Origin of the sequence: Micromonospora sp. M42 (genome assembly GCF_000568915.1) — a bacterium.
GTDB classification, from domain to species: Bacteria; Actinomycetota; Actinomycetes; order Mycobacteriales; family Micromonosporaceae; genus Micromonospora; species Micromonospora chalcea.
Genome location: NZ_KK037233.1, coordinates 320031 through 332007 on the forward strand (window position 1 = coordinate 320031; position 11977 = coordinate 332007).

Sequence of the window (11977 nt, forward strand, 5' to 3'; positions counted from 1 at the left end):
CCGCCGCGATGCGCTCGGTAGGGAGCGGACAGCCCTAGCCGAGCAGCGTCCGCAGCGCCCCGGCGAGGCCGGCGCCGGCGGTGACCGGGTGGAGGAAGGACAACCGGATGTCGGCGTGACCGTCCGGCCGCTCCGCGCGCAGCACGATGCCCTCGGCGTCGAGCAAAAAACAAAAAACATCCGCGTCGCGCCGGCGCTGACGGCGCTGTCGACGAGCGCACCGAGCCGGTCCAGAGGTCGCCGTGGCACCGGGTCAGGTGCCGAGGTGGGCGGCCTCGTCGACGGCGATCGGGTCCGGGCGGGCGGCACGGTACGTGCCGAGGTCCACCGCGACGGGTTCGGTGGCCCGGTCGAGGAGGATCTCGTCCGGCTCGATCGCCCACAGCGCCACCGGCGGCAGGTCGAGCAGCGACATCACGGTGGCCGGGTCGCAGGCGTCGAGCGCGGCCGGGTCGAAGCGGCGGGCGGTGCCCAGGATCCGCAGCCGGTCCCGCACCCGCGAGCGTACGGCGACCGGAGCGAGGTGGGTCACGTCCACGCGTACCGCACCGCGGTGACCGCGCGCGGCCACCAGCAGGCCGCCGGTGCGGCTCATCGCGTCGACCGCGAGGACGATCGTGCCGTCGGGGAGGACTGCGTGGGCGGACAGGAGGTCGGCGGTGGTGTCGCCGAGCGTCAGCCGCAGCGACGAGGCAGCGCTCAGCACGCACCGGGCGGCGACGGCGTCGCGGGGCGTGGAGGTGACCGGAGACGGCCCGGCGGCGACCGGGGTGACGCCGGTCGACGGGCCGGGCGCCCGGCGGGGTGCAACGCCATGTCTGTCTCCTCGGCCCGGAAGGGGTGAAGTCGGCCCAGGTCAGACGGTAGTAGGTAAGGCTTACCTGTGCAACGGCGGGTCGGGTGCCGGAGACGCGTACGGGTCACGACGGTGACCGTCGTGACCCGTACGGGCGTGGGTGTCCGCTTTGTCAGGCGGGCTGGTAGGTCAGGCAGTCGCTGACGGTGGCGCCGGGGCCCACCGTGATCGACTCGGCCGTGCAGGCGAGGTTGGTGTTGAACACGCACTCGGCCCGCGCGCACGCGCCCACCGCGCCGGTGACCTCCGCGATCCCGCCGCTCAGCGACGACTCGACGAACGTCGCGCAGGACGCCGCGTCGGCGCTCGCCGCCACGGTGATCGCGGGCGCGTGACAACCGTTGTCGTTGAAACTGCACGCCGTGGCGGCGCACTCACGTACCGGCGGAGACTGCAACAGCGTCTTCATGGTGCCTCCAAGTCATGCGGGCCGGCGGTGCGACGGCCGGCCTCGTGGTGCTCGAATGCCATTCGGTATTAGCCCTGCGAGCGGGGCTTCAAACCTGTCCGCCCGAAGTGAGGATCATGCTCACCATAGCAGCGGAATGCGGCGTCGGCGGCGGTAAACCGTCGATCCCGCGCGAACTCCCGGGCGGGCGAAGATGAGGCTTACCTTTGTAAGGAAAGCCTTTGTTTGCCGGTGCGAGGTGGGCGTGCGCTGGCCCCGTCCGCGCTGGTCCGAGCGCAGGGTGCGGTCCGGCGAACGGCCTGGAGCGCGCCGAGGGTCATGCGCCGGATCGGGGAGGTGAATTGATGTGCGGAAATCGGCGCTCCGGAGCCGGGAATTGGTTTCGTCGCCCGGGGCGGAAATCGAATTTCCGCAGCGCCGGTTCCGTACACGGAATTGTGTGCCCGCGCCGGTCGGCGGCGGTGGGTCGGCCGGGGGTCCGCGTCGTGCCCGTGCGCCGGGCTGTCGTCCGCGCGGGCCGCCCGGGGCGGGGGCCCGCGGGGTGGCGGGCAGGATGGCACCCTGAGCGGGCCGGGGCGCCGGTCCGCGCCGGTCGGACCTGGCGGGATCCCCGGGCGGACAGAAGGTGAGGCGGCGTGGTCGAGGGGTGGCACGGCTGGTTCGGCACGATCAACGGGGTCGTGCTCGTCACGGTGGCCGCGCTGCCTTTGGCCGCGCTGGTGGTGTGGCTCCTCGCGCGCCGGCGCGGCGGCGGGCCGGCCTGGCGGCTGTCGCTGGCCGAGGTCGGCATCGTCTACGGGACCGCGCCGTGGGTCTGGATGATCATGCTCCCGGGGGACGGCGCCGGTGTGGTTCCGGGCCGGGTGAGCCTGGTGCCGCTGCGGGACCTGCTGACCGTCCTCGCGAGCGGGCCGCTGACGGTGGCGGTCCAGATCGTCGGCAACCTGCTGGTGTTCGCGGCGCTCGGGTTCTTCGGCCCGATGCGGTTCGCGGCGCTGGCGTCGGTGCCGCGGATCCTGGCGCTCGCGGCGGGCTGCTCGGTCCTGGTCGAGGTCGCGCAGTACGTCCTGCGGCTGGACCGGGTGTCCTCGGTGGACGACGTCCTGCTCAACACCGCCGGCGCCGGACTGGCCGCGCTGGCCTCGCGCCGCTGGTGGCCGGCCCCGGCGTTTCCGGACCGGCCCCTGCCGGTGCCGGCGGCGAAACGCTGAACGGCCCGGATGCGGCACGATGGGCCGGACCTCACGGCCCGGCCCATCGCGTCAGCACGTCAGGTCGACGCGTTCACCGTCCGGTCAGCACAGCTTCTTCGCCAGAGCGGTGGTGGCGCCACCGCTCTCGTACGAGACGAGCAGCGAGGTGCCGGCCGGGAGCGACCCGCTCAGCGGCAGGACGAGCGTGCCGTCCTTCCGCAGGCTGGCCTGGGTCTGCGCCACGACCCGGCTGCCGTCCCAGACGAAGACCCGGGCGGTGCCGGCCTTCTTCACCTGGAGCTGCACCGAGACCTTGTTGGCGGTGCGGGTGACCTTCTTGAGCTTCACCGTGTTGTCCGCCAGCTTGGCGTAACCACCCGGTGCGACCCCGTCCGAGACGGACTGCAGCAGGGTCTGCGGCGAGTCCACGCTCAGCGCCGCGGTGTCGGGCATGATCGGAGCCTTCGGCGCCGACGGCTGCGCCGGCAGGCCCGGCAGGAGCGCGTTGCCCCAGCGCCACGGGTCGGCCCGCACGCCGCTCCAGGTCGACCAGCCGACCCGGGTCTGCGAGCTGAGGTCCTGCGTGTCCGAGTCGTTGACCAGGATGTTCAGGCCCATCCGGCTCGGGTCGATGGTGTCCGGCAGCACGCTGAACGGAATCTTGACCTCGATCCGGTAACCCGTGTACGGGTTGCTGGTCACCACGGAGGCGATCTCCACACCCGGCGCGGTCTCCGGGCCGCCCTGGTGGTTGTCCCGCTCCCGGGCGAAGCACGGCGGGTTCCCGTTGGCCGGGTCGTTCGTGGCCGGGAAGAGCGCCATGTTGAACACCGTGGAGGTGTTCGCCGAGTTGCCGCGCGGGTCGATGCCGAACTCGATGTTGTCGTTACGCCGCGGACGCTTGCAGTCCTCCGGCGGCAGGACGGTGCCGAGCACGTCATCGGTGATGTTGAAGATGGCGTACAGGGCGTCGTCGGTGTGGGTCAGCTGGGCGGTGCCGGAGATGTCCGACGCCGGGGCGGCGGTGCCCTCCCAGCGGGTGGAGATGTCGATGACCTCGCCGGTGTACTCGTGGTCGTGCCCGTGACCGTCCACCGTCGGCGCGGTGGTGGCCTTCGGGATCGTGGTGGTCGGGACCAGGTTGAACGCGCCCGGCTCGGTGGCGCTGCCACCGACGTAGCTGGTCTCGATCTGCACCCGGTAGGCGCCGTTGTCCGGCGCCCGGTTGGCCGTCGGCAGCGACGTGTCGGTGTTGCTGACGGTGAACGTCACCGAGGTGGTGGCGCCCGGCCGCAGGCCGCTGTACGGCACCTGCTGCTCGGCCACCGAGAAGCCGGCGGGAACGTTCAGCTTGACCGAGCCGGACTCGACCCGGGTGCCGTGGTTGGTCAGGTTGACCTTGACGCTGCGGGTGCCGCCGCTGGGGATGTTCAGCAGGGACTCGATGAGCGCGTCGAGCTGCTGGGTCTTGTTCCGCACGGTCCAGGCGCGGAAGTCGGCGATCTCCTCCAGCGGCTCCAGGGTGCCGCGCACCGGAGCGGTGCCCTGCACCTGGGCGCTGCTGACGCCGCTGCCGTCCTTCTTGCTGGTCAGCGTGGCGTTGAGCCGGAAGCGGGTGCCCACCTCGACCTGCGCGGGCGGGGTGACGGTGAAGGTCTTCACGACCTCCTTGCCCGGGGTCAGCGTGCCGACGTTGCCGTTGCCGCTGACGCTCCAGCCGGCCGGGACGTCCAGGGCGACCTTGGCGCCCGGGATGGCCTTCTCGGCGTACAGGACGGTGTCCACCTTGATGGGCTGGCCGCCGACGGCCTCCCAGGTGCGCGGACGCACGTGGATCTCGGTGCCGAGCGGCAGGCCGCCCGGGGCACGCAGGGTGGCGCCCTGCAGCGCGCCGGTGCCGGCGCCCACGTTCGGGTCCGGGTACGGCGTGCGGGTGTCGATCAGCGTCAGCCGGTTGCAGCCGATGGCGTCCGGGTTGGTCGTCGGGAAGGAGCTGTTGCCCCAGCCCTGCGACACGTACTCCCGGCGGGCCCAGGTCTGGACCGTGTTCCACCGGTTGCCGTCGTGCCGCGCCGACTCGTAGCCCTGCCAGGTGCCGAAGATGACGTTGCTGGCCTCGGCCGGCGTGAACGTGGTCTCGCAGGCGGGGCCGTTGGTGCCGGTGGTGCCGCTGCCACCGGTCTGGAAGATGCGGGAGACCCGCCAGGGCTTGAGCCCTTCCTTCTTGATCTGCTCCGGGAACGCCTTCGGGTCGGCCGCCGCGTAGAAGGCCTCCACGGCCAGCATGGCCGCCTTCTGGTGGTTGCCGTGGTTGCCCTGCGTCGCCGAGGGGTTCATCGTGAGGATGACCTCGGGCTTGGTGGTCCGCAGGACCCGCACGATCCGGGACAGCGTCTCCTGGTGGCCCCAGACCTCCTCGGTCAGCGGGGCGCTCGCGGTGTACCAGAAGTCGAGCGCGTCCAGGTTGTAGATGTGCTCGACGCCGGCCCAGCCGACGGCCTTGCGCTCCTCGGCCTCCCGCAGGATGCCGAGCTCCGGGCCCTCCTCGAGACCGGTGGCGTTGCCACCGCCCTCGCCGCGGGTGGTGGTGATGACGCCGGCCTTCATGCCGTGATACTCGTTCCAGTATCCGAGCATGCCGAGCTGGCCTGCCTCGTCGTCCGGGTGCGCGCCGATGAACATGATGTCCAGGTCGACGGGCTTGTCGGACTTCTTGGCCTGTGGCTTCGGTGCTGCGTTCTGGGGGTTGGCCTGGGCCGGAGTGGCCAGGCCCAACGACAGAAGACCGCACATGGCGATCGCTGCCGTGGTGCGCCATCTCATGGGCATACCTCTTCGTCTCGAAGCGAGAGTGCTGCGGCTGGGGGACGGGTCACGGGCCCGGCGCGCGCCGGGTCGTGACGCGGACAGCTGTCCATTGAGGACTGTCGGGTCCTCGCTGGTCGTGGTGCTCGACAACGGGGTGATGGTGTACGCGCACCGTCACGGCGTGAGCGGTGCACACGGTGGCGACGGATCGGTCCACCGGAAGGCCTTCGGGCCGTAACCTAGGGATCTTGCGGAGGCGTCGTCAATAGGCCCGGACGACTTTCTTCCTTATTCGAAGAAACAATCCCCGCAGCTCAGTGGCCCGGCTGCTCGGCCTGCATCAGCCGGAGGGGGCGCTTTGCCCTATTTTGGGCACCCAATGTGGACGCGAGGGCCCGGTTTTGCGCGCCATGTCGGGGTGGCCTGGCGCGTCCGGCTTGCCACTTCCCAAATTTCCGCTGGCCGGAGCTCCGAGATCATCTCGTTACTTGACGTCTCATTTTTTTCACACTAGGAAGAAAGCGTGTCTGACAAAGCCCCGACCAGCCCGGTCAGCCGTGAGCGGTCCCGTGAGATCAAGCGTCTCTCGGTGATCTTGGCCGCCCGGCAGGCCCGGCGGCTGTCCCGAGTGGACCTGGCCGAGATGACCGGCCTCTCGGCGGCCACGGTCACCGCGCTCGTGCGGGAACTCGTCGCCGAGGGCTACCTCATCGAACGCGGGCCCGGCGCGCCCACCACCGGCCGGCCCCGGGAGATGCTCGAGTTCAACCCCCGCGCCGAGCTCGTCGCGGCGGTGTCGCTGGAGCCACCCCGGATCAGCTGCGAGATCGCCGACAGCGAGGGCGCGGTCATCGCGCACCGCGTCGCGCGGCTCGGCGCGAACGTGGTGGAGACCGTCTGCGAGTTCGTCCTCGACCTCGTCGGCGACAACCTGCCCTCGCTGCGCGGCGTCGCGATCGCGGTGCCCGGCGTCTCCACCAACGGCGCGGTACGCCTCGCGCCGTCGGTCGGACTGGTCGAGGCGTGGCCGATCGGCGAGTCCGTGCAACGGCGGCTCGGCGTGCCCGTGGTCGTCGACAACGACGTGAACCTCATGGCCGCCGGCGAGTGCGTCGCCGGCGCCGGCGCGGACGTGGCGAACCTGCTGCTGATCCACGTCGCCGAGGGCATCGGCGCGGGCCTCGTGCTCGACGGCAAGGTCCGCCGGGGCGCCAGCGGAGCCGCCGGCGAGGTCGGCTTCCTGCCGCTGGGCGGCACGACCGAGCGTCGCTACAGCGGTGTCGGCGACTTCGAGGCCCGGTGGTCGGTGAACGCCATCGCGGAGCGGGTCGTCGCGCTCAACCCGGGCCGCCGGCCCGAGTCGCCGGTACGGGAGCTGAGCCGCCTCGCCGCGACGTCTGCGCCCGCCCGCGAGTACCTCGACGAGGTCCTCGGCGCCTGGGCCGGGCTCATCCTCTCCTGCGCCTGCGTCGTCGATCCGGGACTGGTGCTGCTCAGCGGCGCCGCCGCGGAACTGGACGACGCGGCCCTCGACCAGCTTCAGACCCTCGTCTCCGCCCGGACCCCGGCCCCCACCGAGGTGCGCCGGGCCACCCTCGGTGACCAGGCAGTGCTGCACGGAGCGATCAGCTACGCGCTCTCGGCCGCGGTGCCCCGCCCCTCGCTTCCCTGACCACCACCCGACCCCGGCCCCCGACGACCCCGACCCCGACCCCGACACCCACCACACCCCACCGTCACCGTCGCGGCGACCGCGTCCGGATCCCGGACGACAGGTCGCGGCGCGATGCGGCGCGCCCCGGTCCGGGCGCGACCCGCGGACCTTCGACCCCGAGCCCGGGGAGCCGGTGAACCCGCCGGCGTCCCCGGGCCGGCACCGCACACCGTCTTTCTCCGCTCCCGATAGTTCCCCCGCAAAATGGAGGTACCAATGAAACGTCGTTTGGCCCTGGCCGTCGCGTTCAGCGCGCTGCTGGCCGTCAGCGCGTGCGGCAGCAGTGACGACGACAAGGACACCGGCTCCTCCGGCGCCGCGCCGGCCGAGAAGGTCGTCATCTACAGCGCCCGCGACAAGTCGGTCACCGACTACGTCGTCGAGCAGTTCACGACCAAGAACCCCGAGTACAAGGGCAAGGTCGAGGTGCTCAACATGGGCGCCCAGGAGGTGCTCGAGCGGGTCCGCGCCGAGAAGGCCAACCCGCAGGCGTCGGTCTGGTGGGGCGGCACCCAGCAGGGGCTGGCCGCCGGCGCGTCCGAGGGGCTGCTGGAGTCCTGGCAGCCGTCGTTCGCCTCGAAGATCGACGCGCGGTACAAGGACGCCGAGGGCCGCTGGTTCGGCGAGATCCTGCTGCCCGAGGTCATCATGTACAACAACAAGGCGCTGACCCCGGAGACCGCGCCGAAGGACTGGGACGACCTGGTCGACCCGAAGTGGAAAGACAAGATCATCATCCGGGACGTGGCCGCCTCCGGCACCATGCGCTCGATCTACGCCTCGATGATCCAGCGCTACACCCCCGACGGGTCGAACCCGCAGCCCGGCTACGACTGGCTGCGCAAGCTCGACGCCAACACCGTCGAGTACGCCGCCAACCCGAGCGACCTCTACCTGAAGATGTCGCGTGAGCAGGGCGTGGTCAGCGCCTGGAACCTCCAGGACATCCTGCTGCAGGCCAACGAGAAGATGCCGTTCGGCTACGTCATGCCGGCCTCCGGCGCGCCGGTGCTCGTCGACGGCGTGGCCGCGGTCAAGGGCGGCAACACCGAGGGCGCGAAGAAGTTCCTCGAGTTCCTCTTCGACGACTCGCTGCGGGCCAGCCTGGCCAAGGACTACTTCCAGATCCCCGCGGTCGAGATCGCCGAGAAGCCCGAGTGGCTGACCAAGCTCGACCTCAAGCCGATGGACGTCAACTGGGACGTGATCGGCAAGAACGAGACCGCCTGCCTCCACACTGGACGCCCGTCCCAGCGGGCGCGGCTAAGACGCTCGGAACCGGGCCGTGCTGCGGCACGGCCCGGCTTCGTCCTGGAAGGACCCACGAAATGATCGATGTCCGACTGACGGCGGTCAGTAAGCGCTTCGCCAAGTCGAGCGACTCCGCGGCGGTCGATGACGTCACCGTCACCATCGGAGCCGGCGAGTTCTTCACGCTGCTCGGGCCGAGCGGCTGCGGCAAGACGACGACGCTGCGCATGGTGGCCGGCTTCTACTTCCCGACCTCCGGTCACATCCACTTCGGCGACGACGACGTCACCCACTGGACGCCGAACAAGCGGGACACCGGCATGGTGTTCCAGAACTACGCGCTGTTCCCGCACATGACTGTGGCGCAGAACGTCGCGTACGGGCTCAAGGTCCGCCGGGTCTCCCGCGCCGACCAGGCCCGCCGGGTCACCGAGGCGCTCGAACAGGTGCACCTCGCCGGGTACGGCGACCGGCGCATCGACGCGCTCTCCGGCGGCCAGCAGCAGCGGGTCGCGCTGGCGCGGGCCCTGGTCATCCGCCCGCGCACCATGCTGCTCGACGAGCCGCTGTCGAACCTCGACGCGAAGCTGCGCGAGGAGACCCGCGCCGAGATCCGGCGCATCCAGCGGGAGAGCGGCACCACCTCGATCTACGTGACGCACGACCAGGCCGAGGCGATGGCGATGTCGGACCGGATCGCCGTCATGGAGTCCGGCCGGGTCCAGCAGGTCGGCACCCCGCACGAGATCTACTACAAGCCCGCGAACGCGTTCGTGGCCCGGTTCATCGGGCGCAGCAACGTGCTGAGCCTGCCGGTGACCGGCGCGACCGACGACAGCGTCGCGGTGCGCCTGCCCGGCGGCGCCACCATCGACGTCGGCGCGCCCGCCGGGCACGGGCTCGGCGCGGGCGACACCGCGCTCGTCTCCGCGCGCCCCGAGCACATCGCGCTCGGCGGCGACGACGACACGGCGGCCATGCGCGGCCGGATCAGCCACGTCGAGTTCACCGGCATGGCCACCAACATCAGCGTCGACGTCGACGGCAACGAGGTGATGGCGGCGCTGATCGACGCGCCGGCCGGCCTGCAGCTCGGCGACGTGGTGGGACTGCGGCTCGTACCGGAGCGCCTCTGGGTGGTCAAGCCGTGACCGCTGCGACCCGGACCGCCCCCGCCTGGGCGGCGGCCCTCGGCCGGCGTCTGTCCGGCGGGGCCAATTCCCGCTGGTTCCCGTACCTGCTGGTGCTGCCGCTGGTCCTGGTGCTCTGGGGCTTCGTCGTCCAGCCGATGTTCGCCACCTTCCGCGAGAGCGTCAGCGCCAACGGCTCTGACAACTACCTGCAGTTCCTCTCCTCCTCCGGGGTGGCCCGCGAGTCGCTGTTCACCTCGCTGTTCATCTCGGCCGCCAGCGTGCTGCTCTGCGGCATCGTCGGCGTGGCGATGGCGTTCCTGCTCAAGCGGTTCCACTTCCGCGGCCGGCGGCTCATCGAGGCGTTCATCCTGGTGCCGGCGGCCCTGCCGCCGCTGATCGGCGCCGTGTCCTTCCAGCTGCTCTACAGCAACATCGGCATCGTGCCGCGCGGCCTGCAGGCGCTGCTCGGCACCGAGAAGCCGGTCCTGGCCTTCGACGGCATCGCCGGTGTGCTCGTGGTGCACACGTTCACCATGTACCCGTTCTTCTTCCTGGCCGCCTCCGCGGCGCTGGCCGGGATGGACCCGTCGGTCGAGGAGGCTGCGTACAACCTCGGCGCGGGCCGGTTCCGGGTGTGGCGCACGGTCCTGCTGCCGATGCTCACCCCCGCGCTGATCTCGGCGTCGCTGCTGGTCTTCATGACGTCGCTGGCGTCGTACACCGCGCCGCTGCTGTTCAACGTCAGCCAGACCATGACGATGCAGATCTACATCAACCGCACCAACGGCGACCTGCCGATGGCCTCGGCGTACGCCTCGGTGCTCGGCATCGTCTCGATCATCTTCCTGCTGGCGATGCGCTGGTACGAGGGACGGCGCAACTACCAGTCGCAGTCCAAGGGCATCTCGGCGGTCCGGCGGGAGATCACCAACCCGATCGGCCGCTGGCTCGCGCCGCTCGCCTCGGTGCTGGCCACGCTGGTCCTGCTCGCCCCGGTCGGCGCGATCGCGCTCGTCGCCTTCTCCGAGGACCGGTCCTGGACCACCGAGGTGCTGCCGCCGACGTACACGTTCGAGAACTTCGTGACCATCTTCACCGACCCCAAGGCGTTCGAGCCGATCCTCAACTCGGTGCAGATGAGCCTGATCGCGGTCGTGGGCTGTGTGGTGATCGGCGTGCTCATCGCGTACGCGGTGCGGCGGCTGAAGTTCGTCGGGCGCGGCCTGCTCGACGTGGCCGTGATGATCGCCTGGGCGCTGCCCGGCACGGTCGTCGCGATCAACCTGATCTCGGCGTTCAGCACCGGCAACGCGTTCAGCTTCGGGCAGGTGCTGGTCGGCACGTTCTGGATCCTGCCGCTGGCCTACTTCGTGCGGTTCCTGCCGATCGTGTTCCGGTCCAGCTCCGCGACGCTGGCGCTGATCGACCCGTCGCTGGAGGACGCCGCCCGCAACCTCGGCGCCTCCTGGCTGCGCGCGTTCTACACGATCACCGTGCGGCTGATGCTGCCCGGCGTGCTCGCCGGCGCGCTGCTGGCGTTCGTGCACGGCGTCGGCGAGTTCGTCGCCTCGGTGCTCATCTACACCTCGTCGACGGTGCCGATCTCGGTCGCCATCAACAACCGGATGTACAGCTTCGAGCTGGGCACCGCGGCCGCCTACGGCATGCTCCAGGTGCTGCTCATCTTCGTGGTGATGTGGTTCTCCGGTCGGCTGGAGAGCAGCCGGACCGCGACCCGGAGGGCCGAGCAGTGGACGAACTGATCGAGCGGTGGCGGACCGGGGGAGGGCTGCTCCCGGTCACCCGCGTACCCGGGCACGCGTTCGCCGCCGTGACCGAGGCGGCCGACCTGGCGGTGCTGCCGGTCGGCGCGGTCGAGTGGCACGGCCCCCACCTGCCGATCGGAACCGACCTGATCCTGGCCGAGGGCTTCGCCGGGGAACTGGCCACCGGGCCGGCCCGGGCGGTGCTGTTCCCGGCCACGCCGTACGCCGCCTGCCCGGGCCAGACCCGGCCGTGGCCGGGCACGGTGGCGCTGCGACCGGAGATCGCCGTCGGCTACCTCGCCGACGTGCTCGCCGGCATCGTCGAGGCGGGCTTTCCCCGGGTGCTCGTGGTCAACGGGCACGACGCCAACATGTCCACCGTCCGCGCCGCGATGGAGTGGGTCTCCGGCCGGCACCGGGCCAGCATGATGCTGGTGAACTGGTTCCAGCTCGTCGGCCCGGACGAGACCACCGAGATGTTCGGTGAGCTGCCCGCCCGGGGGCACGGCGGCGCGTACGAGAGCTCCGCGGTGCTGGGCTTCGACCCGGACGCGGTGCGCCTGGACGCCGCGCCGGACCTGCCGCCGAAGCCGAAACTGCCCACCCCGTACCCGTACGTGCTCGTGGAGTCGCGGCCCGACCCGTGGCAGGGCTGGTCGGGCCATGTCTCGCTGGCCGGGGAGGAGGCCGGCGGCCGGATCCGCGCCACCGCCGGCGCACGCCTGCGCGAGCTGGTCGGGGCGTGGCTCGCCGCGCCGCTGCCCGGGCCCCCCGGCGCCGACGGGCCGGACCAGACGACCGGATGACCACGCGCGGCACGCCGCACGACAACGCACCACCTCGGGAG

10 protein-coding genes are annotated in these 11977 nt (G+C 71.3%); 6 read left to right on the forward strand and 4 right to left on the reverse strand.

The genetic code is table 11. The features are described 5' to 3' along the window. Nucleotides 1–34 precede the first annotated feature (34 nt). The 3 genes from MCBG_RS34630 to MCBG_RS01125 all read right to left on the reverse strand — a co-directional run bounded on the left by MCBG_RS34630 (nucleotide 35) and on the right by MCBG_RS01125 (nucleotide 1265). Entirely contained in the window at nucleotides 35–166 is a 132-nt protein-coding gene (locus MCBG_RS34630; RefSeq protein ID WP_255358559.1) for a hypothetical protein, read from the reverse strand. Nucleotides 167–253: 87 nt separating this feature from the next. Continuing rightward, on the reverse strand, nucleotides 254–706 hold the full coding sequence (locus MCBG_RS33390; protein ID WP_223200976.1) for a hypothetical protein: 453 nt from the start codon (nucleotides 704–706) through the stop codon (nucleotides 254–256). 262 nt (nucleotides 707–968) lie between these two features. After that, nucleotides 969–1265, reverse strand: coding sequence for a DUF1540 domain-containing protein (locus tag MCBG_RS01125; RefSeq protein WP_013286940.1), 297 nt, complete (start codon nucleotides 1263–1265; stop codon nucleotides 969–971). Between the two features lie 635 nt (nucleotides 1266–1900). On the opposite strand from MCBG_RS01125, the gene MCBG_RS01130 reads away from it, so the two are divergent. Then, nucleotides 1901–2476: a VanZ family protein gene (locus MCBG_RS01130; RefSeq protein ID WP_043323164.1), complete on the forward strand. Its 576-nt coding sequence runs from the start codon at nucleotides 1901–1903 to the stop codon at nucleotides 2474–2476. Between the two features lie 84 nt (nucleotides 2477–2560). Here MCBG_RS01130 and MCBG_RS01135 read toward each other — a convergent pair whose 3' ends face one another. Continuing rightward, nucleotides 2561–5281 carry a sugar-binding protein gene (locus MCBG_RS01135; protein WP_043323166.1) on the reverse strand — a complete coding sequence of 907 codons (2721 nt, stop codon included), beginning with the start codon at nucleotides 5279–5281 and terminating at the stop codon, nucleotides 2561–2563. Nucleotides 5282–5789: 508 nt separating this feature from the next. Here MCBG_RS01135 and MCBG_RS01140 point away from each other — a divergent pair. The 5 genes from MCBG_RS01140 (at nucleotide 5790) to MCBG_RS01160 (ending at nucleotide 11936) form a co-directional block, all read left to right on the forward strand. Next, complete coding sequence (locus MCBG_RS01140; protein WP_043323169.1) at nucleotides 5790–6938, forward strand: ROK family transcriptional regulator; 1149 nt, start codon at nucleotides 5790–5792, stop codon at nucleotides 6936–6938. Between the two features lie 258 nt (nucleotides 6939–7196). Then, a complete protein-coding gene (locus MCBG_RS01145) occupies nucleotides 7197–8312 on the forward strand; it encodes an extracellular solute-binding protein (RefSeq protein ID WP_223200977.1) in 1116 nt (371 codons plus the stop codon). After that, nucleotides 8309–9382 carry an ABC transporter ATP-binding protein gene (locus tag MCBG_RS01150; protein WP_043323172.1) on the forward strand — a complete coding sequence of 358 codons (1074 nt, stop codon included), beginning with the start codon at nucleotides 8309–8311 and terminating at the stop codon, nucleotides 9380–9382. The genes MCBG_RS01145 and MCBG_RS01150 overlap by 4 nt, the downstream gene beginning before the upstream one ends. Next, nucleotides 9379–11127, forward strand: coding sequence for an ABC transporter permease (locus MCBG_RS01155; RefSeq protein WP_043323174.1), 1749 nt, complete (start codon nucleotides 9379–9381; stop codon nucleotides 11125–11127). Before MCBG_RS01150 ends, MCBG_RS01155 begins: the two co-directional genes overlap by 4 nt. Beyond that, nucleotides 11115–11936, forward strand: coding sequence for a creatininase family protein (locus MCBG_RS01160; protein WP_043323177.1), 822 nt, complete (start codon nucleotides 11115–11117; stop codon nucleotides 11934–11936). Before MCBG_RS01155 ends, MCBG_RS01160 begins: the two co-directional genes overlap by 13 nt. Nucleotides 11937–11977: the final 41 nt, after the last annotated feature.